Origin of the sequence: Empedobacter sp. UBA6305 (assembly GCF_002440405.1) — a bacterium.
Lineage (GTDB): Bacteria > Bacteroidota > Bacteroidia > Flavobacteriales > Weeksellaceae > Empedobacter > Empedobacter falsenii_B.
This window is the reverse complement of sequence record NZ_DJTP01000028.1, coordinates 60,744-86,590: the sequence shown is the minus strand read 5'-3', so window position 1 is coordinate 86,590 and position 25,847 is coordinate 60,744. Positions and strand designations below refer to the sequence as shown.

At 31.4% G+C, this 25,847-nt stretch carries 30 protein-coding genes, 1 tRNA gene and 1 pseudogene; 22 read left to right on the top strand and 10 right to left on the bottom strand.

The features are described from left to right. Window positions 1-109: 109 nt before the first annotated feature. Window positions 110-182: transfer RNA gene (locus B3M86_RS07625), tRNA-Lys, on the bottom strand. Between the two features lie 298 nt (window positions 183-480). Here B3M86_RS07625 and B3M86_RS07620 point away from each other — a divergent pair. Both B3M86_RS07620 and B3M86_RS07615 read left to right on the top strand, forming a co-directional pair. Continuing rightward, a complete protein-coding gene (locus tag B3M86_RS07620) occupies window positions 481-1,086 on the top strand; it encodes a hypothetical protein (RefSeq protein ID WP_115001390.1) in 606 nt (201 codons plus the stop codon). Between the two features lie 2 nt (window positions 1,087-1,088). Next, entirely contained in the window at window positions 1,089-1,616 is a 528-nt protein-coding gene (locus B3M86_RS07615) for a shikimate kinase (protein ID WP_038334501.1), read from the top strand. On the opposite strand, the gene B3M86_RS07610 is transcribed toward B3M86_RS07615, so the two are convergent. Further along, window positions 1,613-2,026 (bottom strand): RNA-binding S4 domain-containing protein, encoded by a 414-nt coding sequence (locus B3M86_RS07610; RefSeq protein ID WP_291058945.1) that lies wholly within the window; start codon window positions 2,024-2,026, stop codon window positions 1,613-1,615. The two genes, B3M86_RS07615 and B3M86_RS07610, sit on opposite strands and share 4 nt — an antisense overlap. A gap of 67 nt (window positions 2,027-2,093) precedes the next feature. On the opposite strand from B3M86_RS07610, the gene B3M86_RS07605 reads away from it, so the two are divergent. The 3 genes from B3M86_RS07605 to B3M86_RS07595 all read left to right on the top strand — a co-directional run bounded on the left by B3M86_RS07605 (window position 2,094) and on the right by B3M86_RS07595 (window position 4,941). After that, entirely contained in the window at window positions 2,094-2,861 is a 768-nt protein-coding gene (locus tag B3M86_RS07605) for a hypothetical protein (protein WP_291058943.1), read from the top strand. Window positions 2,862-2,957: 96 nt separating this feature from the next. Continuing rightward, complete coding sequence (gene pncB, locus B3M86_RS07600; RefSeq protein WP_291058941.1) at window positions 2,958-4,160, top strand: nicotinate phosphoribosyltransferase; 1,203 nt, start codon at window positions 2,958-2,960, stop codon at window positions 4,158-4,160. Window positions 4,161-4,263: 103 nt separating this feature from the next. Continuing rightward, entirely contained in the window at window positions 4,264-4,941 is a 678-nt protein-coding gene (locus B3M86_RS07595; RefSeq protein WP_125348780.1) for a hypothetical protein, read from the top strand. Window positions 4,942-4,997: 56 nt separating this feature from the next. Here B3M86_RS07595 and B3M86_RS07590 read toward each other — a convergent pair whose 3' ends face one another. Next, the gene (locus B3M86_RS07590) at window positions 4,998-6,302 is read right to left on the bottom strand and encodes an aminopeptidase P family protein (RefSeq protein ID WP_291076601.1); all 1,305 of its coding nucleotides are present in this window, start codon (window positions 6,300-6,302) and stop codon (window positions 4,998-5,000) included. 338 nt (window positions 6,303-6,640) lie between these two features. On the opposite strand from B3M86_RS07590, the gene rpsF reads away from it, so the two are divergent. From rpsF to rplI, 3 genes and pseudogenes are all read left to right on the top strand, one after another. Continuing rightward, the gene (gene rpsF, locus B3M86_RS07585) at window positions 6,641-6,988 is read left to right on the top strand and encodes a 30S ribosomal protein S6 (RefSeq protein ID WP_038334492.1); all 348 of its coding nucleotides are present in this window, start codon (window positions 6,641-6,643) and stop codon (window positions 6,986-6,988) included. 8 nt (window positions 6,989-6,996) lie between these two features. Then, window positions 6,997-7,299 (top strand): 30S ribosomal protein S18, encoded by a 303-nt coding sequence (gene rpsR / locus B3M86_RS07580; RefSeq protein ID WP_019976570.1) that lies wholly within the window; start codon window positions 6,997-6,999, stop codon window positions 7,297-7,299. 21 nt (window positions 7,300-7,320) lie between these two features. Beyond that, window positions 7,321-7,818: pseudogene (gene rplI, locus B3M86_RS07575) on the top strand (50S ribosomal protein L9); the annotation flags it as partial. A gap of 209 nt (window positions 7,819-8,027) precedes the next feature. Here rplI and B3M86_RS07570 read toward each other — a convergent pair. Beyond that, window positions 8,028-8,852, bottom strand: a complete 825-nt coding sequence (locus tag B3M86_RS07570) for a DUF5694 domain-containing protein (protein WP_280038012.1) — start codon at window positions 8,850-8,852, stop codon at window positions 8,028-8,030. Between the two features lie 469 nt (window positions 8,853-9,321). Between B3M86_RS07570 and B3M86_RS07565 the strand changes: the two genes are divergently transcribed. Both B3M86_RS07565 and B3M86_RS07560 read left to right on the top strand, forming a co-directional pair. Then, window positions 9,322-10,062 carry a sensor histidine kinase gene (locus B3M86_RS07565; RefSeq protein ID WP_185144074.1) on the top strand — a complete coding sequence of 247 codons (741 nt, stop codon included), beginning with the start codon at window positions 9,322-9,324 and terminating at the stop codon, window positions 10,060-10,062. Then, a complete protein-coding gene (locus tag B3M86_RS07560; RefSeq protein WP_291076602.1) occupies window positions 10,049-10,729 on the top strand; it encodes a LytR/AlgR family response regulator transcription factor in 681 nt (226 codons plus the stop codon). The genes B3M86_RS07565 and B3M86_RS07560 overlap by 14 nt, the downstream gene beginning before the upstream one ends. 130 nt (window positions 10,730-10,859) lie before the next feature. Here B3M86_RS07560 and aroC read toward each other — a convergent pair whose 3' ends face one another. Both aroC and B3M86_RS07550 read right to left on the bottom strand, forming a co-directional pair. After that, the gene (gene aroC, locus B3M86_RS07555; RefSeq protein ID WP_115001405.1) at window positions 10,860-11,918 is read right to left on the bottom strand and encodes a chorismate synthase; all 1,059 of its coding nucleotides are present in this window, start codon (window positions 11,916-11,918) and stop codon (window positions 10,860-10,862) included. Between the two features lie 23 nt (window positions 11,919-11,941). After that, window positions 11,942-13,015 (bottom strand): 3-oxoacyl-ACP synthase III family protein, encoded by a 1,074-nt coding sequence (locus B3M86_RS07550; protein WP_038334667.1) that lies wholly within the window; start codon window positions 13,013-13,015, stop codon window positions 11,942-11,944. Window positions 13,016-13,138: 123 nt separating this feature from the next. Between B3M86_RS07550 and B3M86_RS07545 the strand changes: the two genes are divergently transcribed. The 10 genes from B3M86_RS07545 (at window position 13,139) to B3M86_RS07500 (ending at window position 20,931) form a co-directional block, all read left to right on the top strand. Next, a complete protein-coding gene (locus B3M86_RS07545) occupies window positions 13,139-13,702 on the top strand; it encodes a hypothetical protein (protein ID WP_038334487.1) in 564 nt (187 codons plus the stop codon). Between the two features lie 25 nt (window positions 13,703-13,727). Next, a complete protein-coding gene (gene ubiE / locus B3M86_RS07540) occupies window positions 13,728-14,468 on the top strand; it encodes a bifunctional demethylmenaquinone methyltransferase/2-methoxy-6-polyprenyl-1,4-benzoquinol methylase UbiE (protein WP_038334486.1) in 741 nt (246 codons plus the stop codon). A gap of 26 nt (window positions 14,469-14,494) precedes the next feature. After that, a complete protein-coding gene (locus B3M86_RS07535; protein WP_038334485.1) occupies window positions 14,495-15,295 on the top strand; it encodes a porin family protein in 801 nt (266 codons plus the stop codon). Window positions 15,296-15,347: 52 nt separating this feature from the next. Then, complete coding sequence (locus B3M86_RS07530; protein ID WP_115001412.1) at window positions 15,348-16,487, top strand: acyl-CoA dehydrogenase family protein; 1,140 nt, start codon at window positions 15,348-15,350, stop codon at window positions 16,485-16,487. Between the two features lie 123 nt (window positions 16,488-16,610). Then, window positions 16,611-17,471, top strand: coding sequence for a fumarylacetoacetate hydrolase family protein (locus B3M86_RS07525; RefSeq protein ID WP_291076604.1), 861 nt, complete (start codon window positions 16,611-16,613; stop codon window positions 17,469-17,471). Window positions 17,472-17,805: 334 nt separating this feature from the next. After that, window positions 17,806-18,261, top strand: a complete 456-nt coding sequence (gene rplM / locus B3M86_RS07520) for a 50S ribosomal protein L13 (RefSeq protein ID WP_038334665.1) — start codon at window positions 17,806-17,808, stop codon at window positions 18,259-18,261. Between the two features lie 9 nt (window positions 18,262-18,270). After that, on the top strand, window positions 18,271-18,657 hold the full coding sequence (gene rpsI, locus B3M86_RS07515; RefSeq protein WP_038334481.1) for a 30S ribosomal protein S9: 387 nt from the start codon (window positions 18,271-18,273) through the stop codon (window positions 18,655-18,657). Between the two features lie 124 nt (window positions 18,658-18,781). Continuing rightward, complete coding sequence (gene rpsB / locus B3M86_RS07510) at window positions 18,782-19,528, top strand: 30S ribosomal protein S2 (RefSeq protein WP_115001416.1); 747 nt, start codon at window positions 18,782-18,784, stop codon at window positions 19,526-19,528. Between the two features lie 114 nt (window positions 19,529-19,642). Continuing rightward, window positions 19,643-20,467: a translation elongation factor Ts gene (gene tsf, locus B3M86_RS07505; protein ID WP_219033598.1), complete on the top strand. Its 825-nt coding sequence runs from the start codon at window positions 19,643-19,645 to the stop codon at window positions 20,465-20,467. A 140-nt stretch (window positions 20,468-20,607) separates the two neighbouring features. After that, window positions 20,608-20,931, top strand: coding sequence for a T9SS type A sorting domain-containing protein (locus B3M86_RS07500; RefSeq protein WP_291076606.1), 324 nt, complete (start codon window positions 20,608-20,610; stop codon window positions 20,929-20,931). Between the two features lie 69 nt (window positions 20,932-21,000). Here the strand turns inward: B3M86_RS07500 and B3M86_RS07495 are convergent, their stop codons facing one another. Further along, entirely contained in the window at window positions 21,001-21,780 is a 780-nt protein-coding gene (locus B3M86_RS07495; RefSeq protein ID WP_291076608.1) for a superoxide dismutase, read from the bottom strand. A 386-nt stretch (window positions 21,781-22,166) separates the two neighbouring features. Between B3M86_RS07495 and B3M86_RS07490 the strand changes: the two genes are divergently transcribed. Continuing rightward, the gene (locus tag B3M86_RS07490; RefSeq protein WP_291076609.1) at window positions 22,167-22,451 is read left to right on the top strand and encodes a hypothetical protein; all 285 of its coding nucleotides are present in this window, start codon (window positions 22,167-22,169) and stop codon (window positions 22,449-22,451) included. 60 nt (window positions 22,452-22,511) lie between these two features. Then, window positions 22,512-23,180, top strand: a complete 669-nt coding sequence (locus B3M86_RS07485) for a hypothetical protein (protein ID WP_291076610.1) — start codon at window positions 22,512-22,514, stop codon at window positions 23,178-23,180. Window positions 23,181-23,224: 44 nt separating this feature from the next. On the opposite strand, the gene hemE is transcribed toward B3M86_RS07485, so the two are convergent. From hemE to hemC, 3 genes are read right to left on the bottom strand one after another with little or no spacing between them, the layout of a single operon-like run. Next, a complete protein-coding gene (hemE, locus tag B3M86_RS07480) occupies window positions 23,225-24,253 on the bottom strand; it encodes a uroporphyrinogen decarboxylase (protein ID WP_125348769.1) in 1,029 nt (342 codons plus the stop codon). Further along, the gene (locus tag B3M86_RS07475; protein WP_181816324.1) at window positions 24,240-24,917 is read right to left on the bottom strand and encodes a uroporphyrinogen-III synthase; all 678 of its coding nucleotides are present in this window, start codon (window positions 24,915-24,917) and stop codon (window positions 24,240-24,242) included. Before B3M86_RS07475 ends, hemE begins: the two co-directional genes overlap by 14 nt. Then, window positions 24,917-25,843 (bottom strand): hydroxymethylbilane synthase, encoded by a 927-nt coding sequence (hemC, locus tag B3M86_RS07470; protein WP_291076612.1) that lies wholly within the window; start codon window positions 25,841-25,843, stop codon window positions 24,917-24,919. The genes B3M86_RS07475 and hemC overlap by 1 nt, the downstream gene beginning before the upstream one ends. Window positions 25,844-25,847: the final 4 nt, after the last annotated feature.

Here is a 25,847-nt window from a genome sequence, read left to right as displayed (position 1 = left end):
GAGCTACCAGGTCTCCGTTTTTTCGGACTGCAAATATACGATTATATCTGAGTTTACAAAACGAAAGACGTTTTTATTTTTTTATATAAAAAAGAACGTTTTGACTAAGTGACCTGGCTGGGGCTCGAACCCAGGACCCCAACATTAAAAGTGTTGTGCTCTACCAACTGAGCTACCAGGTCGGTTTCTTAAATCGAGTGCAAATATAGGGCGTTTAATACTAATTTAACAAACGTTTTGTGAAGTTTTTTACAATTTATTAATTAATCATTTCGGTTTTAAGAACTTAAATTTAGATAAATTTTTAGTTTTTTTTTGAAAGATAGAATTTCGGATAAGAAAACTGAAAAAATAAGCCATAGAAACATCATTTTATATATTTGATAAATGATTTATATACTATATTTGTCATCCAGCAAATCTAAATCTATGTGAACCGAAATTATTTTCGGAACGCTATTTAAAGATTGAAATTTTAGAATGAAGAAGAATATACTATATATTATTATTGCTTTGTTTTCGATAGTGTCGTGTAAAAAATCTGACAACCCAGAGGCAGACGTACCCGATTCTGAATATGCAAACAATTGTAATCAGGAAACAAAAGATGCACATTTGTCTAATTTTGCATTGAAAGAATTAAAGGAATTAATAAAAGATCAACCACAGATTATTCATCAAAAATTGAATGATCGTTGTTTCAAGGTTTCTAAACTTGGAAAAAATTTATACATTCAAAATTCAGATCGTTTAGATTCTTTGAAGATTAAAAACAATAATCAAGGAACAATGTTTTTGAATAAAATAACAGCAATACAGGTTTCACAAGAGATTGTTTATAAATTAACATATTCTTTTCCTATTAAATTCTTGAATCAATATAGAGCAGAAATCAAAAAAGATGCGCCAAAATCTAAATATCATCATTCAAATTCAATCGTTACTAACGAAGATTATCAAGTAACTTATAATGTGGAACGTTATGATGCAAGACGTTTGGAGAATACGTATTCATATCAAATTGATACGTTTGATGGATATGCGAGATTAACTATTTTTTATTCAGAAGACTTACCAGTAGACTAATCATGATTATTTCTTTAGTAGGATATATGGGTAGCGGAAAATCGACTACCGGAAAAGATTTAGCCAAAGCATTGGGTTTCGAATTTATTGATCTTGATGATTTTATCGAACAAAAATATCAAACAAAAATTAGTGAGATTTTTGAAAAAGAAGGCGAATTAGGTTTTCGTAAAAAAGAACGAGAAGCCTTAAAAGAAGTTCTGACTTCAACAAACATTGTGCTTTCTTTAGGCGGTGGAACTCCTGTTTATTTCGATAATATGAATGAAATTGCCAACAATTCAATTTCATTTTTTATGCGTGTACAATTACCACAATTGGTGAAACGATTAGAAAATAAAAAAGAAACTCGACCTTTAATTGCTCATCTTTCTAATGAAGAAATGATGGAGTTTATTGCGAAACATTTATTTGAACGCAATCAATATTATGAAAAGGCAAAATATACAATCAGTATTTCGAACCAAAGTACATTAGAGATTTTGGACGAAATTATGAAACATCTTAAAAAGGAGAAGATTTGGAATTAATCCAAATCTTCTCCTTTTATAATGATACCTTCTGCATCTTCTCCACCCTCTTCTAAATATTCATCCAAATCTCGGCGATCTTTTTTCGTTGGTCGACCTTCACCTCTTTCACGATAATAATCTTGCGAAAGCTTTCGAAGCTCTAAAACTTCATATTCTTCTTTTGGCGTTGTATCCACAATATGCAAGGTTAACAATTTAGCTCCAATTCTATTATTTGGCACTTGCAATACTTTAAAAGATAAATTAATTTGATCTTTTCTCACCTCAATCGCATCACCTGGAATTATATCTCGCGACGCTTTTGCTACATCTCCATTCACTTTTACACGATTCTTTTTTACCGCATCAGCCGCTAAAGATCTCGTTTTATAATATCTAACACTCCAAAGAAATTTATCTAATCTCATTTAAAACTGAATATTTGTTAGGTTAAACTAATATTTTTTCTAAATTCGCAATATAAATCGAAATAACATGATAAAGAAATTCTTCGTTACTTTAATTGCATGTTCTGCTGTTTTAGTAGGATGTAATAATGATGATGATAATGGTGTAAATAAAGAAACTAAAATTCCAGTTGAAGAACGTAATGCTTTAGATGATGAAGCGATTCAACAATATATGGAAGATTATTATTTCAATCCTAAAAATGGAAAACTTACAAAGTTTGATACCATAAAAGGAAACGATGATGATGCTTATCCAACATTAAAATCTTTAGCAAAACAAGATAACTTAGGAATTTGGTATGCCGAAAATCCAAATCATAAAGGAACAGGAGAATCTATTGTTTCTAATGATAGTACTTCTATTTATTTAAATATTGAATCAAGCTCTTTCCTAGCTACAAATAGCACAGATTACAAAAGAAAATATGGCTTAGTTAGTCAAATTTATCTAACTGGATGGAACTCAATAAATTTAGGAGGGACTTCTGCTGTAGAAGATCCAACTTATTATTACTACATTCCTACTGAAACTGAAGCTAAAAATGGAGTAAAAAGAGAACATGTCGAATTGAAAAATTTCGCAGAAGGGCTTAAACACTTTAAATCTACAAACCGTTCTACAAATGATTTATACAACTTTCAAGGTGTAATCATTTTACCTTCTCGTTTAGCTTATGCACGAAATAAATACTACGTTTCTGGATCAGGACTATCTGATTACTCATCATTCAGAGACCTTACAATAGTTTTCAATTTCGAATTACCTAAAATCGAAAAAAGAACAACAAAATAATTATCTTCAAAACAAGATAATCATACAAAAACCATCTGTATTGATGGTTTTTTTTTATCTTTAAATTTCAGAATATATTAGAATTAAACCTAAAAAATGAGTATTATAAAATCTATTATCGATAACGATTTCTATAAATTCACCATGCAATTTGGCGTTACAAAATTATATCCAGATGTAATGGCTCGCTATAAATTCATCAACCGTGGTGAACATCAATTTCCTGAAGGTTTTGCAGATGAATTACAAAAAGAAATCAATACAATGGCTTCACTTGCTTTAACCAAAGACGAAAAAAACTTTTTCACAACGAACTGTCCTTATTTGAGTCCAGCTTATTTAGATTTTTTGCAAGGTTATCGTTATGATCCAAATGAAGTAAAAATCACTCAAAATGGTACTGATGTAGAAGTGCATGTAGAAGGATATTGGTATCGCACAATTCTGTGGGAGGTTCCAATTCTTTGCTTAATTAGTGAAGTTTTTTACAAATTAACTAATGCAAAACGCATCACAAACGAAGAAATCACAAAACGTACAAGCGATAAAGTTGATTTATACAATCGTCTTGGCGTTACAGTTGCGGAATTTGGTACCCGTCGTCGTCACAGTTACGAAGTTCATGATGTGGTAATGAAAGAATTAACAAACCATAAAGGAAAAAGCTTTGTTGGAACTTCGAATGTTCACTTTGCGCATAAATATGGTGTAAAACCAATTGGAACACACGCTCACGAATGGTTTATGTTTCATGGTGCACGTTACGGATTCAAAATTGCGAATTCAATCAGTTTAGATCGTTGGGTAAAAGTTTATTATGGTGATTTAGGAATTGCTTTGACTGACACTTATACATCGGATGTTTTCTTTGGACAATTTGATAAAAAATTATCTAAATTATTTGATGGCGTTCGTCATGATTCTGGAGATCCGATTGAGTTTGGAGAAAAAACAATTGCACATTACGAAAAAATGGGTATCAACCCTTTATTCAAAACGATTATTTTCTCGGATGGATTAAATTCAGAAAAAGTGGAAATGATTACAAAAGCTTTCAAAGGAAGAATTGGATTATCATTTGGAATTGGAACCAACTTAACAAACGACACTGATTTAAAACCTATGAATATCGTGATGAAATTGACCGAAATTTCTTCGATAGATATAAAATGGACAGGTGTTGTAAAACTTTCGGACGAAAAAAATAAACATACCGGAACGCCACGTATGATTGCTCTTGCAAAAGAAATGTTAGATTTAGATGACATTCCATCACATGATGCGCCAGAAAATGATTAAAATCTTACGATAATCCATATAAAAAATGTTCTGAAATGATTCTCAGAACATTTTTTTACAACAATAGCTATTTAATTTATTAACTTTAAAAAATTAAATAGCTATGAAAATAATTTTTTACTTTTTTTTATTAATTGGGTTGATATCTTGTAAACGCGAATTAACAAGAGAAAAACATGAAAAATTACACCAAGATTCTATCAATCAAATAATATTAGCGATGGGTATAAATCCAGATTCATCGTTTTCATATAATAAGTACAATAAAAAATTAAAGAACAGAAATAATACAGACTCTTTAATCCGCATAGTATCACCTTCTTTTGCAGAACATCAATTTATATTTTATAATGACACTTTAACCTATTACTATTTTAATGAATTTCCTTACGATAAAATGTGTGGAACTGGTGCAATAAATGATTTTGAAGACAAGAAAATTACCGAATTATATAAAGTTAAAAAGAAAGATCTGATTAATATTAAATCTGATACTATTGAACATTTTATTCAAAAGTTAGAAACTAAAAATTCTAATGAGGGATTTTATCCTTTTGCTTTAATTCTGGCAATTAATAAAGATTCAATAAAAAGTAAGTCGCTTAATCAACTTAGAAAATATCTAATCAATAAAAATTATAGATACAATTTTCGTCCACTTTCTACTCGAGAACGTTTAGTTGCTAATGCAAAATTCAATAATACTTCGGATGATTTTTCTAAAATAAATTGGGATAGTGTGTATTATGTAGATTTTAAGAAGTTTTATCCAAACAATTAATCATAAAAAATCCACTTCGTTTGAAGTGGATTTTTTATGATTTAAAATTTAATAAATTACTTATTCATTAAATCTTCGATTTCTTCTGCTTCTAACGGAATATTTTGCATCAAGTTGAAAGGTTTTCCTTCTTTCTGAATTACATAATCATCTTCCAAACGAATTCCAAAACCTTCTGCTGGAATATAGAATCCTGGCTCGTTTGTGAAAACCATTCCAGCCACAAAATCATCAGTCAATAAACCATAATCATGTGTATCTAATCCCATATGATGAGACGTTCCATGCATCATGTATTTTTTGTAAGCTGGCCAAGCTGGATCTTCGTTTTGTACATCTGCTTTATCCAACAAACCTAAACCTAACAATTCAGAAGTATAAACTTTTCCTAATTCTTCGTGGTATTTGTACCAATTATTCCCAGGAACTAACATCGTTTCCGCTTCTTTTTTACAACGTAAAACTGCATCATAAACTTCGCGTTGGCGTTTTGTATATTTTCCATTAACTGGAATTGTACGTGACATATCTGATGAATAATTTGCATATTCAGCTGCAACATCAAACAAAATCAAATCACCGTCTTTACATTCTTGATTATTTTGAATATAATGCAACACATTTGCATTATTTCCAGACGCAATAATTGGCGTGTATGCAAAACCTTTTGAACGATTACGAAGAAATTCGTGAACAAACTCAGCTTCGATTTCGAATTCCCAAACTCCAGGTTTTACGAAATTTAAAATACGACGAAAACCTTTTTCTGTGATATCACACGCTTGTTGAATCAATTGAATTTCTTCTGGTTCTTTTACAGAACGTAAACGTTGCAAAATAGGATTTGAACGTAAATAAGTATGTCCAGGATAATCTACTTTCAATTGTTTTACAAAACGATCTTCGCGCGTTTCTACTTGAGGTGCTTCTGTTACGCGATAATGCTCATTTTTATTTACATAAACATTATCTGCTTCTACCATCAATTTGCGCAAAACATTTGGTAAATCTTGTAACCAAAGTACAGTTTTGATTCCAGAAACTTCTGTTGCTTGAGCTTTTGATAATTTTTCTCCTTCCCAAACTGCAATATGATCGTTTGTTTCACGAACAAATAATGCTTCCTTATATTTAGGATCGTAAGCGTCAGGAAAAATTAATAAGATAGATTCTTCTTGATCAACTCCAGATAAATAAAAAATATCACGATGTTGTTCAAACGGTAACGTAGAATCTGAAGAAATTGGATAAATATCGTTAGAATTGAAAATAGCAAGAGAACGAGGTTTCATTGCTTTTACAAATTTCGCTCTGTTCTTTACGAATAACTCGCTTGGAATAGGATTGTATTTTGTTGTCATAAAATTTTACATTAATTATTATGACCAAATTTAAGAAGATGTTTTTAGAAAAAAAAGGAAAACCCTCGCAGAAACGAGGGTTTTAACCTTAACCAACCTAAACCTATGAAAAAGCCATTAGCCTTTTATGTTGACAAATGTAAGCTACTTTTTTTAAACTGCAAATTTTTTTTAAAAAAAGTCAATATTTTTTGAAGATCAATATGATAAAACGATAATATTCAATAAATAAGGTTTTAATAAAAATTCAATAAATATTCATTTGTAATATTTGGATTATTATTTATATATTTGCACCTCGAATTTTAGTATAAATAATAACTTAAAAGAAGTTAAAAATGACACATTACGAAACTGTTTTCATTTTGACTCCCGTTCTATCTGATTCTCAGGTAGAGGAAGCAGTTAATAAATTCAATGACTTTGTTACTGCTAACGGTGGTGAAATCGTAGCAAAAGAGAACTGGGGCTTAAAAAAATTAGCTTACCCAATTCAAAACAAAAGAAATGGATTCTACCACTTAGTAGAATTTAAATCAGACAATAACGAGTTAGTTTCTCAATTAGAAGTTGCTTACAAACGTGATGAGCGTGTAATCCGTTTCTTAACTGTGAAATTAGACAAACACGGTATGGACTGGGCAGAAAAACGTAGAACAAAATTAAAGTCTAACTCTAACAAATAAGCAAAGCTATGGCAATTGACGATTTAGCAAAAAAAGCAGCTGGAGGTAGCGAATCAGAAATCCGTTATTTATCTCCTTTAGATATCGAAACACAATCAAACTCAAAATATTGTCGTTTCAAAAAATTTGGAATCAAATACGTTGACTATAAAGACGCTGATTTCTTAATTCAATTCGTGAATGAGCAAGGTAAAATTTTACCTCGTCGTTACACAGGAACATCTTTAAAATACCAAAGAAAAGTTTCTAAAGCGATCAAAAGAGCTCGTCACTTAGCATTAATGCCATTTATTGGTGATCAATTAAAATAATAACCTAAATATTAAAATATCATGAACGTAATTTTAAGACAAGATGTAGAAGGTTTAGGTTTTGAATTTGAAGTTGTTTCAGTAAAACCTGGATACGCACGTAACTTCTTAATCCCTCGTGGATTAGCATCAGTTGCAACTCCAAATAACGTAAAAGCATTAAACGAAGTTTTAGAAGCTCGTAAAGCAGAAGAAGCTACATTAATCGCTGCAGCAAAAGAAAAAGCAGCTAAATTAGATGGTTTAGTTGTTAAAATCGACGCTAAAGTTGGTTCTGGAGACAAATTATTTGGATCTATCAACAATGCAGATTTAGCAGAAGCTTTAGTAAAAGCTGGTGTTGAAATCGAGAAGAAAAACATTAGAATCCCTGGAAATACTATCAAACGTTTAGGAAAATACGAAGCTAAAGTTCGTTTCCACAGAGATGTTGAAGTAGATTTCGGATTTGAAATTGTACCAGATGCTGCATCTATCAAAGCTGCTGAAGAAGCTACTAAAACTAGAGCAGAATTAGCTAAATTAGATGCTCAAAAAGCAGCTAATGCTACTAAAGAAGAAGGTTCTTTCTTCAACTATGATAACCCAATTTACGCTAACGACAAGAAAGCGAAAAAAGAGGAAGTATCTGAAGAAGTTGCGACAGAAGAAACTCCATCTACAGAAGAATAATTATTATTCAACTATATAAAAAAAACCTCGCAATTTGCGAGGTTTTTTTTATGCTTTTATTTTAGATAATCTAACGTATTTACTTCTTTAAACTTTGGTGAACGTCGTAAGAAATCTTTAAAGAAAGCCGTATGTGTAGCTCCCATTAATACAAAAATACGATCGTCTTTTGTTATTGGCACATTATTCATATTTGAGAACATGGCTAAATTTCTATGATAATATTTCGCCGCTTGCTCTGCTCCTACTGGATATTTTTTGTATGAAACCGTCGTTAACATATCCGCATTAACTGCAACAGAAAAATCTAAAAATTCTGGTTGATTATAGTACTGCAATAACTCTTTTAATTTTACATCTTTTTTTGTTACTCCATTTTTCGATTCATTATTTCGGAACATTTCAATGTATCTTTTGAATGTAATCGAATCATCTTGCTCTTTCAACAAATCACCAAGCATATAAAGATAATCTTCTTGATAATTAATTCCGTAAATTTTCTTCGATCCGCTTAGTCTCCCAACTTCATAAGCCAATAACTCAACTTCGTTTGGATTTTCAAACTTCATTTTAGGATTAAGTAAATAATCTTGAAAAAGTTTATTCAACACTTTATTGCGAGAAGGATTTTGTTCAACTAAAATAATTGTAGGTTTAAAAGCCGCAATCTGCTTTGCTATTTCATGTATTTGACGAACATTATCTTGGTTATTCTCATCAAATTCAGTCGTACTTGCATCTGGAGTATATCCCATGTGAAAAGTTCCCATATTAAGAACTGGAATAGCATCATCAAATTTTGTTTGAAATTGATATTTTGTTTGAGCAGATAAATTCATAGTACCAATAAATGTAGCAATTGCAATAAATAAGTTTTTCATTTGAGTTAATTTTTAATTATGATTCAAATTTCTATGATTCTGAAAAAATTGACTTTTATTTATCGACTAACCCATTTGAATAATCGACGAATCACTTCACTTTTATGTAGAAAAGAATCTAATTTTACAAAAAACAAAAACAATGGAAGATGATAAAAAAAATTTAAGCTTCTCAAATCAAAAAAGCGTATTTATACTTTTAGGTTTTTGGGTTATTTACATTCTGTTTGATTACATAACAATTGGATTAGTTAATCTAACTAACGGAAATTCATTTTTTAAATCAATTACATTATTTGCATCAACAATGTATATTGTTCAGTTAATTACAATTTTTATTATCTATTTTTTTATTGCCCCCTATTTTCTTAAAAAAATAAATTGGAAATCAATATTATTCTCTATAGTATGTTCCTTTACAACATTCATTATTGTTCGTTATTTTATTGAGCAAATTATTACAGATTTTTTGTTCCATAAAGTCAATTATTTTGAAGGAACAACGATTAGTTTTTACATTTACGACAATTTACATTATGGTTCTTTTATCGTTTTTTCGTCACTTTTTTTATGGATGACATTCCATTCAATCCATACACTAAAACAAAATAACATCATTGAAAAAGAGAAAAAAGAAGCTGAAATTAATTTTCTCAAATCTCAAATTAATCCTCATTTTTTGTTTAATACACTCAATAATATTTATAGTTTGGTGAGTGTAAATTCTCCTCATTCGTTAAAAGCAATCGAAAATTTGAGTGCAATTATGCGTTTTACAACCTACGAAACCAATAAAGATAAAATTGAAATTGAACGAGAAATTGATTACATCAATCAATATTTAGATTTGGAGCAGATTCGTTATGGAGAAAAATTTTATGTCGAAAAAGAATTTTTGATTGAGAATTCTAAAAAATTAATTCATCCATATATTATTTCGCCTTTAATCGAAAATGCAATAAAACATGGTGTTGTAAAAGACATTAATCATCCAATTAAAATCAATTTAAAAACTAATTCTGAATACCTTGAGATTTCCGTTTCAAATAAAATTAATCAACATCAAAAAGATGAAACTTCAGGAATTGGATTAACGAATTTGAAAAAAAGATTGAATTATTATTTCGGAAATAATTATACTTTCGAAATTAAAAACGATTATGAAACCTTTCATATTTACTTAAAAATTCCATTAAATGACGAAAATTAAGTGTATTATTTTAGACGATGAACCTTTAGCTGTTGAATTATTGAAAAAACATGCTTCTGAAAATGAAAATTTAATTGTTTCACTTGCAACAACTGAAGTTTTTGAAGCAATTGATTTTCTCAAAAATAATAAAGTTGATCTTATTTTCACAGATATTCAAATGCCCGAATTGACTGGAATTCAGTTGATGAAAACCCTTGATCATTCTCAGAAATTCATTGTCACAACAGCTTATCAAGATTATGCTTTAGAAAGTTTTAATTTTCATGTGGTTGATTATTTATTGAAACCTATTACGAAAGAACGTTTTGATGCCTCTATAAAAAAATATGTTGATTTTTTTCAAACGACATCAACTAAAAATCAGTCGACTTATTTGTTTGTAAAAGCAAATGGAAAGCAAGTAAAAATTAATTTTTCAGATTTAATTTACATTGAAGGTTTGAAAGATTATATTCGAATTCATACCAAAACTGAAAAAATATTAGTCTTAGAAACCATGAAGTCTTTCGAAGAAAAATTACCAAATCATTTCAAAAGAATTCATCGTTCGTATATCATCAATCTTGATTTTTTAACTTCTATTGATGGAAATTCTGTTTATCTCAATCAGAAAATTTTACCAATTGGAGAAACTTATCGAAAAGAAATGAAGGATTTTGGTTAAGAATTATTAAGAACAAAAAATACTTGTCTTTTCGAGCTTGTCGAAAAATCTCAGATTCTTCATTTCGTTAACACTGCATTCAGAATGACAATAACAAAAAACTCCAACTTTAAAGGTTGGAGTTTTTTGTTTATATATTTCTTGTTCGTTGTATCAGCAACATATCAGCCAAAACCATCGCAGCTAAACTTTCTACAATAGGAACGGCTCTTGGAACAACACAAGGATCGTGACGACCTTTTCCATGCATTTCTACCATTTTGCCATCTGCATTCAACGTTGTTTGTTCTTGCATTAATGTCGCAACTGGCTTGAAAGCAACTTTAAAATAAATATCCATTCCATTTGAAACTCCACCTTGTATTCCTCCAGAATAATTGGTTCTTGTTGTTCCATCTTGGTTGAATTGATCATTCATTTCTGAACCTTTCATCGATGTAGAAGCAAAACCTTCGCCGTATTCAAAACCTTTTACGGCATTTATCGACATCATCGCCTGTCCTAAACGTGCATGCAATTTATCAAAAATTGGTTCACCTAAACCAACTGGCACATTTTGAATAACACAAGTTACTTCACCTCCAATTGTATCACCTTCTTTGCGAATTTCTTTGATACGATTAATCATTTTTTCTGCCATTTCTAGATCTGGACAACGAACTGCCGTTTCTTCAATTTTAGAAAAATCTAATGTAGAATAATCATTATCCAACTTCAACTCACCTACTCCGCTTACATAAGCTGTAATATTGATATTTGGAATCACATGTTTTGCAACAGCACCACCAACAACCCAATTAGCCGTTTCTCGCGCAGAAGTTCTTCCTCCACCTCTATGATCGCGAACACCATATTTGGTTTCGTATGTAAAATCGGCATGAGAAGGACGAAAAACGTCTTTTATATGATCGTAATCGTGAGATTTTTGATTATCATTCGGAATAATAAACCCGATAGAAGCACCTGTTGTTTTTCCTTCAAAAATACCTGAAAGAAATTGTACTGTATCTGGTTCTTTTCGTTGTGTCACAATTGCAGATTGTCCTGGTTTACGACGATCTAATTGCGCTTGTATCCAATCAAAATCTAATTCGATTCCACTTGGAACGCCATCAATTACACCTCCAATCGCTACACCATGACTTTCGCCAAAAGTTGAAATTTTAAATAGTCTTCCGAATGTATTCACAATAGTATATGTGTTTTTTGTTTTTATTTTTCGAATTGATAAATCACTGCATTAACATTCATTGTAGCTCCAACAGAAGCTAAAATAATTTTATCATTTGCGTGAAATTGATGAGGAGCTAATTCTCCTTTTTTGATTAAATCAAACATTGTAGGAACCGTTGCTACAGATGTATTTCCTAAGAATTGAACTGTCATTGGATCAATTTTTTCTGGTACAGCTACACCATATAATTTGTATAAACGCTCTATCATTGCATGATCCATTTTTGCATTTGCTTGGTGCAATAAAATTTTATCAATATCGGTAATTGATAAATTTGTTTCATCTAACAATTCTTTAATTGCTGGCGGAACATTTTTTAATACGAATTCGTAAACTTTACGACCTTTCATATTAATTGTTTTGATTGAACCTTTATAATCTGGATTTGCAGAACGTCCATTTGTCAAGTAAGCCAATTCATCACCTGTATAACTTAACGTTTCGTGATTGATGATTCCATATTTATAATCAGCTTCTTTCGCTTCCAAAACAACTGCTCCTGCTCCATCTGCAAAAATCATCGCAGAACGATCATGCGGATCTACAGCACGAGATAACGTATCAGAACCGATTACCAAAACTTTCTTTGCAATATTTGCTTGAATAAATTGATGTCCTAAAATCAATGATTCTATCCAACCTGGACAACCAAATGTCATATCATAAGGCTTACATTTTAGGTTTTTGATTCCTAAATTGTGTTTTACTTTTGCCGAAATTGACGGCATGATATCAATTTGATGACCAACAGGATCAATATCTCCAAAGTTGTGCCCAACGATTATATAATCTAATTCTTCTGGATTAACACCAGATTCTTCAATTGCTTTTTTAGCAGCAAAAGTTGCGATATCAGAATTTAATAAATCATCTTCTACATATCTTCTTTCTCTGATTTCTGTAATTTCCTCAAATTTACGCGTAATTTCTTCACCAGTTTTATCCAAACGATTTCCACTTTCGTCATAAAATTCGTGGTTAACAAAATCTTCGTTCGTAACAATTCTATTCGGTAAATAGTGTCCAGAACCTGTAATTACAGAGTTTATCATATTAATATTGTTCAATTTTAATAAAAAAATAATAGCGACAAAGTTACACATTTCATTAAAATAGTCATGAAAAATATGTAATAACTCATACCGAAATTAATAAAGTATATTTAATTTAGCAGCATGAAAAAAAATCCTTCATTAATTGGTCTTTTAATCGTCTGTGGATTAGCTGCTTTAATCGTTGTTATTTATAACACTTTTCTAAGCAAAAAAGATGGGTATGTGATTGATAATCCATCAAACAAAACCTTGACAATCAAAATTAACGATAAAGATTTTACAATTGCACCGCAACAAAATGCAAGAGTAGACTTGAAAAAAGGAAAAGCGCATATCGTTTATAGTTTTAATAACAAAAATGTAGATACAGTTGTAGATATTACGAGAGCAAATGGTTTTATAAATCCAACGCATCAAGAATATTATACATTTACACGACCTTATGGTGTTAGAAAAAACAAAGATTCTATCTTTTTATCAAACAATATTGCAATAGATAACAAGATTTATCACGGAATTATCGAAAAATCTTCTCAATTATACATCGAAAACTTTTACTATAACATCGATCAAGATTATCCTAAAATGTTCATAAAAAGTAGTGGAAGCGAGAAAGCAACTGATTTATCGAAAATATTTAACAAAGAAGATTTTAAACAATTTTATTTCGAGAATTACGAATAAGATTTAGATTTTATAACTTTACAAAATGGCAAATCATCAACACGATGCAGTAACTCCTTACGAAGCATCAGATCTAAATAAAAAGAAACAAGTCGAGCAAATGTTCGATAATATTTCGCCAAAATACGATTTATTAAACCGTGTTTTATCAATGGGAATCGACATTCAATGGCGAAAAGATGTTATCAAAATGGTAAAAGCTTCTCAACCAAAAACGATTTTAGATATCGCGACTGGAACAGGAGATTTGGCGATTATGATGGGTAAAAATACCGATGCAAAAATTACTGGATTAGACTTATCTAACGGAATGTTGGAAGTTGGTCGCAAAAAAGTAAAAGAAGCTGGATTAGAAAATCGTATCGAAATGGTGCAAGGTGATTCGGAAAATTTACCTTTTCCTGATAACACTTTTGACTGTGTGACCGTTTCTTTTGGTGTTCGTAATTTTGAAAACTTAGAGAAAGGTTTAGCAGAAATTAATCGTGTTTTAAGACCTGGAGGAACTTTCGTTATTTTAGAATTTTCTTATCCTACAGCTTTTCCAATGAAACAGTTGTACACATTTTATTCTAAAAATATTTTACCTGCAATTGGTAAAATGGTTTCGAAAGATCAAAGTGCTTATACCTATTTACCAGATTCAGTTCGTGCTTTTCCACATGGAGAAGAAATGAAAAACATTCTGAAAAGTGTAAAATTTACACAACCTATTGATAAAAAACTTACTTTTGGTATTGCAAGCATTTATAAAAGTATAAAATAAATTTGCTTGTTATTCGTTGAAAGTCTATGAGAAAAAATCTAATCATCGCATTATCGTTAACTGTTGCTAGCATTGCAAATGCGCAGTTTCGCCCTAATAATGACAGAAGCGAAAACAGAACTGAAACTGATCAGAAAAAATTTAGTTTTGGATATTTCTTGGGAACTAATATGATGAGTTACAAGATTGTTCCTAAAGCACAAACTAACCCTGTCCCTGGAGCTCCTCAAATTCCAGAAGATGATGGAGTAAATGAACACGGTTTAGTTTATTTAGATCAAGAAAGTAAAGCTGGTTTCTCTGTTGGATTAATCGCTAAAATGCGTGTGAATGATTACATCGACTTAAAGTCTGAACCAGGATTGCATTTTGCACAACGTATTTTACATTTTCGTAACGCCCCTTTAGCTGGAACATCAACTGGTACTTACGAAGGAGATTTAGAAGATTCTAATGTAAAACGCGAAGTAAAATCTACTTATATCGAAATCCCATTGTTACTTAACTTTCACGGAGATCGTTGGTTCAATACACGTCCATATATTCAAGGAGGTTTGGGTTATCTAATGAATTTACAATCGAACGAAAATAAAGAAGACGATAACGCTACTGGAGTTTTCAGAACAACAACGAATAACTTTAACTGGCAAGCAGAAATTGGTGTTGAAATTTATTTCAAACGATTTAAACTTACACCAGCCCTAAAAGGTATGTTCTTCTTTAATAATGAAATTGTTCCTGATAAACCTTCTACAGATCCTTATTGGACAGGAAGTTTGAATTCATTATCAACCAGAGCATTTGTTTTTTCTCTAAAATTTGAATAAAAATTTAAAGTCATAATCATAAAATAATAAAAACCATAAATAATATAATCACATGAATTTTCAATTATCGGAAGAACAATTAATGATTCAAGAAGCTGCTCGTGATTTCGCTAAAGCCGAATTATTACCAGGAGTTATCGAACGCGACGAAACATCTACTTTCCCAACTGATGCAGTAAAAAAAATGGGAGAACTTGGATTCTTAGGTATGATGGTTGACCCAAAATACGGAGGATCTGGTTTAGATAGCGTTTCTTATGTCATTGCAATGGAAGAAATCGCTAAAGTTGATGCTTCTGCTGCTGTTGTCATGTCAGTTAACAACTCTTTGGTTTGTGCTGGTATGGAAAAATATTGTAACGAAGATCAAAAACAAAAATATTTAGTACCATTAGCTTCTGGTCAAGTGATTGGAGCATTTTGTTTATCTGAGCCAGATGCTGGTTCTGATGCGACTTCTCAAAAAACTACTGCAGTAGATATGGGAGATCACTATTTATTAAATGGTACAAAAAACTGGATTACGAATGGTGGAACAGCCTCTACTTATTTAGTAATCGCTCAAACTGATCCAGAAAAAGGTCACAAAGGAATCAATGCTTTCATCGTAGAAAAAGGATGGGCAGGCTTCGAAATTGGACCAAAAGAACAAAAAATGGGAATCCGTGGTTCTGACACACATTCATTATTCTTTAATGATGTTAAAGTGCCAAAAGAAAACCGTATTGGTGAAGACGGATTTGGATTTGCTTTCGCAATGAATGTCTTAAACGGAGGACGTATTGGTATCGCTTCTCAAGCTTTAGGAATTGCACAAGGTGCTTATGAATTAGCGTTAGATTATGCAAAAATTCGTAAAGCATTCAAAACAGAAATCATCAATCACCAAGCTGTTGCATTCAAATTAGCAGATATGGCAACTAATATTACAGCTGCTCGTATGTTATGTTTTAAAGCTGCGGTTGAGAAAGACGAAGGAAAAGATATTTCTATTTCTGGTGCAATGGCAAAACTATTTGCTTCTAAAACAGCGAACGAAGTTGCTTCAGAAGCCGTTCAAATTCATGGAGGAAATGGTTATGTTCGCGAGTATCATGTAGAACGTATGATGCGCGATGCAAAAATTACTCAGATTTACGAAGGAACATCAGAAATTCAAAAAATTGTAATTTCGAGAGGAATTGCTAAATAATTTTAAATAAATATAATTATTTTTTATCTTTATAAGACATCTGTTAATGACAGATGTCTTTTTTTATTTATTTAATCAAAAAACAATACGTCGTATATTTGTGGCGGAAAAAATATAAAGAAGATGAAAATTTTTAGATTCGGACCAAAAGGTCAGGAGAAATCAGGTGTAATCATCGATGAGAAAAAATTCGATGTTTCAGCATCAGGAATTATTTATGATGATGATTTTTTTGGAAATACAGAAAAACAAGAAACTTTACAAAAATATATCGAGCTTAACATTAACAGCTTGCCATTAGTTGAAGATGATGTACGTATTGGTACACCTTTAACTCGCCCAGGAAAAATTGTTTGTGTAGGTCTTAACTTTGATGATCACGTAAAAGAAACAGGTTTACAACAACAAGCAGAACCGATTATGTTTATCAAAGCGAATCAATCGTATAACGGACCAGAAGACGGAATTATGCAACCAAATGGTTCTACAAAAATGGACTGGGAAACAGAACTTTGTATTATTATTGGTGAAAAAGCAAATAATGTAACGGAAGAAGAGGCGATGAATCACGTATATGGCTATGCCTTAATTAATGATATTTCTGAGCGTGCTTTCCAAACAGAACGTGGTGGTACTTGGGACAAAGGAAAAGGATGTGATACATTTGCGCCTGTTGGACCTTTTATTGCAACAAAAGACGAAATCGAGGATGTAAATAATTTACGTGTTTGGTTAAAATTAAACGGAGAATTAATGCAAGATGGTAATACAAGTGATTTTATTTACCGCATTCCTAAATTAATTTCTTACCTATCTCAATTTATGTCTTTCTTACCTGGAGATATTATTTCTACAGGTTCACCTGCAGGATCAGGAATGGGAAAAACACCTCAAGTTTGGCTAAAACCAGGAGATGTTATCGAATATGGAATTGAAGGTTTAGGTTCTACAACTCAAACTATTTTACCTTTCTCAAGAGGTTAAAATAAGATATCTTACAATAAAAAAAACCGTGCAATTTAAATTTTGAATTGCACGGTTTTTAAATTTTGTTTAGCGTCATACTTAATTGATTAAACAATAAAACGAATTCTTTTTCATACAATCAATCGATTAAATAGAACGTCTAATTCGAAAAAAATATTGGATATTCAATTAATTAACGTAATTTTGCAAACGTTTTGACAACCATCTAAATGGTACAAATCCATCAAAATGACGAATAATTCCTAAAATCTTTTGGGAAAACAGAATCATTTTGTACATTTGCACCCCGATCGGATTGTCGGTAATTTATAAAATATTAAAAATCAAGATAGTGGACACGTTAAGTTACAAAACTTCATCAGCCAACAAAGAAACTGCTCAGAAAGAATGGGTAGTTGTGGACGCTTCTGACTTATCATTAGGTCGTTTAGCGTCAGGTGTTGCGAAGCTTATCAGAGGTAAGCACAAAACAAACTTCACTCCTCATGCAGATTGTGGAGATTATGTAATTGTTTTAAACGCTGACAAAATTCAATTAACAGGTAACAAATGGGATGACAAATTATACATCCGTCACACAGGTTACCCAGGTGGACAAAGATCATTAACTGCGAAAGAAGTTTTTGCAAAAGATCCTGTACGCTTAATTGAAAAGTCAGTAAAAGGAATGTTACCTAAAAATAAATTAGGTAGTAAATTATTGACTAATTTACATGTATTTGTTGGTACTGAGCACAATCACGAAGCTCAACAACCAAAACAAATCGATATTAACGAATATTTATAATCTAATTCCATGGCAATAGTTCATAAAATCGGACGTAGAAAAACATCTGTTGCTCGTGTATACTTACAAGAAGGTAATGGAGAAATCTTCATTAACGGGCGCGAGTTAGCAATCTACTTCCCTACGGCAGTATTACAATACAAAGTAGAACAACCATTTTTAATCACTGGTACAAAAGAGAAATACAATGTAGATATCAAAGTATTTGGTGGTGGAATCACTGGTCAAGCTGAAGCAATTCGTTTAGCAATTTCTAGAGCTTTATGTGAAGTTGACGCAGATTTTCGTTTACAATTAAAACCAGAAGGGTTATTAACACGTGACCCACGTATGGTTGAACGTAAAAAATTCGGTCAAAAGAAAGCGCGTAAGAAATTCCAATTCTCTAAACGTTAATTTATTCAATTCATTAAAAAATCCATTTTCCGTTGGTTTAGCATCTAAACAAATAAGGCTAGAATTTTTCGACCACTTGTTTGTTGCTTGTTGAGATAACGGAACGTAAACTAAAAAAAAGAAAATGGCAAAAGTAAATGTAAAGGACTTATTAGGTGCTGGTGTGCACTTTGGTCACTTAACAAGAAAATGGAATCCGGCTATGGCTCCTTATATTTTTATGGAGAAAAACGGGATCCACATCATCGACCTTCACAAAACTGCAGTGAAATTAGATGAAGCATCTGAAGCTTTAGGAAAAATTGCTGCATCTGGACGTAAAGTTCTTTTTGTTGCAACTAAAAAACAAGCGAAAGATGTTGTAGCTAAGCATGCTGAAGAAATCAACATGCCTTATATTACAGAACGTTGGCCTGGTGGGATGTTAACTAACTTTGTTACTATCCGTAAAGCAGTTAAAAAAATGAATTCAATCGATCGTATGAAAAAAGACGGTACGTTTGAAACACTATCTAAAAAAGAAAGATTACAAGTTGATCGTCAAAGAGCATCTTTAGAGAAAAACTTAGGTTCTATAGCTGATATGACACGTTTACCATCTGCAGTATTTGTTGTAGATATCGTACGTGAGCACATCGCTATAGCAGAAGCTCAAAAATTGGGTATTCCAATCTTTGCAATGGTTGATACAAATACTGACCCTCGTCAAGTAGATTTCCCAATCCCTGCAAATGATGATGCTTCTAAATCTATCGATATCATCTTATCTACAGTAGCTGATTCTATCAAAGCTGGTTTATCTACACGTAAAGCAGAAAAAGAAAAAGCAAAAGAAGGTAAAGAAGAAGGAGCTGAAACAAAAGAAGCTTAACATTAACTTGATGATCAATTCATCGATATAATATACCTTGTAGCTCCTACACCACTTTGTGGTGTACGAGCTACTTTTATTTAAAATATTAAGAAACAAAATAAAAATATTACTATGAGCTACAAAGCAACAGCCGCTGAGGTAAGTAAATTAAGAAACGCAACTGGTGCGGGAATGATGGACTCTAAAAAAGCTTTAGAAGAAGCTGGTGGAGATTTCGATAAAGCTGTAGAAGTTTTACGTAAACAAGGACAAAAAGTAGCTGCTAAAAGAGCTGACCGTGATTCTACAGAAGGTGCAGTTATTGCTAAAGTTAACGCTGACCAAACTAAAGGTATCGTTATCGCTTTGAACTGTGAGACTGACTTCGTTGCTAAAAATGAAGCTTTCGTTGCTATGGCTAACGAAATCGCTGATTTAGCTTTAACAGTTAACTCTAAAGAAGAATTATTAGCTTTACCATTCGCAGGAATTACAGTTGGTGAAAAATTAACTGAGCAAACAGGTGTTATTGGAGAAAAAATCGAAATTGGTACTTTCCAAGCTATCGAAGGTGCTATCGTTAATTCTTACATCCACGCTGGTAACAAAATTGGTGCTGTAGTTTCTTTATCTGCTAACGTAGAAGGTGCTTCTGAAGTAGCTCGTGACGTTGCTATGCAAGTTGCTGCTATGAACCCAGTAGCATTAGATGAAACTTCTGTTGCTCAATCTGTAATTGACACTGAATTATCTATCGCTAGAGAAACTTTAGTTGCAGAAGGTAAACCAGAAAACATGATTGAAAACATCGCTCAAGGTAAATTACAAAAATTCTTCAAAGAGAATACATTAGTTCACCAAGCGTCAATCAAAGACGGAAAAACTTCTGTTCAAGATATCGTTAAAGCTGTTAACGCTGACTTGAAAGTAACTGGATTTATCCGTTACAGCTTATAATAAGCTTATAATAAGTTTATAATTTTTATTATATATCTTAAAGTGATGCTAAATTTTAGCATCACTTTTTTGTTTGGTATATATTTTGAAATGTTTGTTTTATAATTATTTATTTTTATATTTGTTAGGATTACAAGCATATGAAACACTTTTTACTATTTATAACTATATTTTTATTCACCATAACATCTGCATCAGCTCAGTCTAGATTTGATCAGGACAAAGGCTCTGTTAGCATTTATCCAAATCCTGCGAGTTCTACGTTTACAATAAAATTTGATAATCCATCGAAAGCAAGTTCGGTGTCGATATACTCGATTATCGGAAATGAAGTGATGAATAAAAAATTAGATGGAAGCCAAAAAGCTAACTTTAATGTACAAAGTTTGAAAAAAGGAAAATACATTGTTCGCGTTTTTAATGAAGATGGAACAACAGAAACACAATCATTGATTAAGAATTAAAATTATTCATATAAAACAAAAAAGCTTCTCAAAAATTTGAGAAGCTTTTTTATGTCGTTACTCGAAAGTCTATTTCGCTTTCTTGTAATTATCTTCAACTTGTTTCCAATCCAAAACATTGTTAAACGCTTTCAAATAATCATCGCGTTTGTTTTGATATTTTAAATAATAAGCATGTTCCCAAACATCAATTCCTAAAATTGGCGTTCCTGCAACCTCTGCTCCTGGCATCAATGGATTATCTTGATTTGCTGTACTTGTAACTGCCAAACTTCCATCTGCTTTCACAACCAACCAAGCCCAACCAGAACCAAAACGTTTAGAACCTGCTTCGTCCAACTGTTTAATCAATTCTTCTGTAGAGCCAAATGTTGCATCAATCTTCGCTTTAAGATCTCCTGTAGGCGTTTTCTGCGGCGTTGGAGACATAATATCGAAATATAGCATGTGATTGTAATATCCTCCAGCATTGTTGCGTAAAGCAGCATTATTCATATCCATTTTTTTCAAAATGTCCACAATATCATTCGATTTGATATTTGCTTCTTTTAGCGCCGTATTCAATTTATTGATGTATCCTAAATAATGTTTAGAGAAATGAACTTCCATTGTTTTTGCATCAATGTATTCGTTCAATTCATCGTAACCATATTTCAAAGGTTTAATTTGGAAAGTTCCTGGGTCAGCTTTAACATCTGTAGGATTTCCAACAGGCTCTGTAGCAGCTTGCACTGTATCTTGTTTTACAACTTCTTTAGTTGTTGAGTCAGCATTTTCTTTCTTCGTTTCGCATGACTGAACAAAGAGAAGAACACCCAAAACTGACATCAAAAATATACCCTTTTTCATCTTATTCTTTTATGTAGTTTACTTATGATATTAATATTTCTACTAAAATAATGGATTTTGACTGAAAATAAAATTCTTATCTTTTAATTTTCTGTTAAAATGGAGATTAGAATGTATTTTTATTACATTTATAATAATTAACACGAAACAAAATGACGATTAAAAATCTATTTGCAATCATAATAAAATTGATTGGTTTTTTCTTTATTATAGAAACTTTTATAACATTTTTTCCCGAGCAAATCAATCTGTTAATGAACTTTGATATAATATTTCCTGAAGAAATAAAAAATCAAAATATCGTGTTATTTCCTTACATCACTCTTGTAGTTTTATTCATTGTACTGTTTTTGATTTATTATACTTTCATTTATAAAACAGAAATTATGATTAGATTACTTAGAATCGAAAAATATTTTGAAGATACAAGAATTGAAAATTTTACAATTCCTATTCAAAAATATGCGCAGATTTCGATAATAGTCGTTTCAATTATTTTATTGACTTTTGAATTACCTATTTTTATCAATACAACAATTAAGTATTTTAGTGTAAAAGATTCTTTTCAAAATGGACTAACTTCTGATTTAATTTCGTGTTCAATTATTATTATACTTTCATTTATTGGAATTATTTTCAGCGATAAACTCTCAAAAAATTTTGCAAAATAAACACTATTTTATTTCAGATATTTTAATTATTCTTATTTTATTAATTATAAAAAACCAAAAATGAAATATTACCTAACTTATATTCTATTTATAATTTGTTCAATTTCTTTTTCACAAAATATTGATGAAAAAAGAGATATACTAATTCATAATCTTTGTAATATCCTTTCCGAAAATAAAAATCTTAATGATTTAGATAGAATTAATTTAGTTAATCAAGATGTTAGTTTAATTAAATATTTTAAAGATTTTTCAAAAGATGAAATTCAAGCTGAAGAAGAAGCTATTTTTTATAGATTTCAAAAAAATTGTAAAGAATACACTGATATAATAAGAAAATTCTCTGAAAAAAATAATGAAAACTGGATTAATTTAGAAAATTTGCCTAAATCAACAATCAATAAAAAAGAGTATAAATTAATTAAATCAGCTTCTGAATTATATTATTTTGATTATGAAGGAGATAAAACAATTGTAAAAATTGAAAATAATAATTGGATTGAATATTTTATTGATGAATCTTTTTCTAAACTAAAATTACATTGGGAGAATAATTATGATTTTAATCTTGAGTTTTTAGAAAGCAATAATTCAATGAAAAAATCATTTAGTAGAAAAGGAGAAAAATATAAATATAGAATTTTAAGTAAAGAGAATAATTATTATTGGATCGCTTATTATGCAAAAGATCTTAGTACAATCGTAAAATTTAAATTATATATTCAATAAAAAAACCTTCCATCACGGAAGGTTTTCATATTATATCGAGTTTCTTAATCTCTCTTATAATTTACAACAGCTTCTATAAAAGCTTGTGCATTTTCTACTGGAATATTTGGTAAAATTCCGTGACCTAAATTGGCAATATATTTATACGGACCAAAATCGTCAATCATTTCTTTTACCATTTGCTGAATAGTTTCTGGCGGAGATAACAAACGAGAAGGATCAAAGTTACCTTGTAACGTCTTTTTGAAACCTGTAAACTCGCGCGCTAATTGTGGCGTAATCGTCCAATCAACACCCAAAGCAGATGCTTTAGAATCGGCCATTTTCTCTAAAGCAAACCAACAACCTTTTGCAAAAACAGTTACAGGAACTACTTTAGAAACTTCGTTTACAATTTGCTCGATGTATTTCCAAGAAAATTCATCATAATCTTTTGGCGATAACATTCCACCCCAAGAATCAAAAATCTGAATCACATTTGCACCATGTTCCACTTTTTTCAACAAATATTGAATCGTTGTTTGTGTAATTTTTTCTAATAATTGGTGTGCTGCAACTGGATTTTGGAAACAAAAACCTTTCGCTTGATCAAAAGATTTAGAACCACGACCTTCCACTGCATAACACAACAATGTCCAAGGCGAACCTGCAAAACCAATCAACGGAATTTTATTGTCCAACTCTTTCTTTGTAATATCCATCGCTGCATAAACGTATCCTAACTCTTCTTCAACATCAGGAATATAAACTTTTTCTACATCTTGAGCTGTACGAATAGGATTCTCTAACCAAGGACCAACACCAGGTTTCATCTCGAAATTCATTCCCATTGCTTGTGGCACAACCAAAATATCTGAAAAGATAATTGCTGCATCTAACGGAAAACGACGAATTGGTTGAACTGTAATTTCAGCCGCTAACTCTGGCGTTTGACAACGTGTAAAGAAATCATATTTATCTCTCAATTCGATAAACTCTGGTAAATAACGTCCTGCTTGACGCATCATCCACACTGGCGGACGCTCTACCTCCTCACCTCTCAATGCTTTTAAAAGCAAATCATTTTTTATCATTGATGTATTTTTTTATATTTTCAATAACTACTTCCACCAATGGTGTTTGCGCAGTTATAATTTCATGATTTGGATAAACTTCTTCTATCGCAGAAGTTGTTGTATTTCCGATTGTAAAAATACGCGAACTTTCTGAAATTTCATTTTGTTGATGAAACGCTTTGAATGACAACGGACTAAAAAAAGCATACACATCAAATGTTTCATTTAATTGATAAACAATTTGCCCTGATTGATATGTTATAATTTGATTGACTTCGTGATTTGCTTTTGATAATTCATTCACCAACAAATCTCGACGGGAAGAACCACATAAGAAATTCCATTTCGGAGAATAATTTCCTGAAATTAATTTCGAAGCTAAATCTTCTGCATAATCTTCAACCAACACAACATCTCTGTTTTGCGCTTTTAGTTTTTCTGCCGTTTTTTTTCCAACAACAAAAAAATGACCATTCAATTCCAAATCTTGAATGGCATTTACAGTATTTTGACTCGTCACGATAAACTGATGAACGGATTCATCAATCTGTGCATAAATTTCATTTTTCGAAGTCAAATCGATTTGTAAAGTTGGTTTACAAACCACCTCAACATCAGTTCCAAATTCTTTTTCAAGCAATTCAGAAGAAATTAACTTCGTGAATAAAACCTTCGTTCGCACTATTTCGTTCCGATTTCTTTTTTTATTTGTTCAATCATTTTTGCTGCACCTTGTGCAATACATTCTTCAGCAAACTCACGACCTTTCGTCAAATATTCATCTGCTTTGAATTGTCTTTCGATTGAAATCATCTCTTGTCCATCAATTGATAAAATTGCTCCTTTGAACGAGTAATTTTCTTCATCAATTTTTTCAACTAACGCACCAATTGGCGCTGTACAACCTCCTTCTAAAACATTCAAGAATTGACGTTCTACTGTTGCAAAAAGTTCACATTGCGGATTATTAATATCACTCAAATCAAAACCTTCTTTGGCAACAATTCCCAAAATCCCTTGTGATGGCGCAGCAATCATCCAATCAATCACTTTATAATGAAGACCTTTTTCTGCCAATTCATCTAAAATTTCTGAACGATCCAAACCTGCAAAAGCAAATACAGCTCCGTCCCAATCTGCATTATCTTGCAACTTTTTCAGACGTAATTGCACATTTCCTCGTAAATCTACAATCGTATCATTTGGATATTTATGATTCCAAAATGCTTTACGACGCAAAGATCCTGTTGCAATAATTCGGTGTTCTTTCTCGAAAATATCTTCCGATTTGTACACCAAAATATCCGCAGAACTTGCACGCTCTGGATATGCAATCAACTCTAATGTTTCTGGTAAAACAGTTGGTACATCTTTCAACGAATGAACCGCAATATCCACTTGATCATTCAACAAAGCAATGTCCAATGAACGCGTAAAAACACCTGTTAAACCTAATGAATAAATGGGTTGTTTTAGATTTGCATCACCTTCAGAAGTAATCGGAACGATTTCTGTTGGATGACCTTTTGCCTCAAGAATAGAAGCAACTTTATTGGCTTGCCAAAGCGCTAACGGACTTTGACGTGTACCAATTTTTATTATTTTCATGATT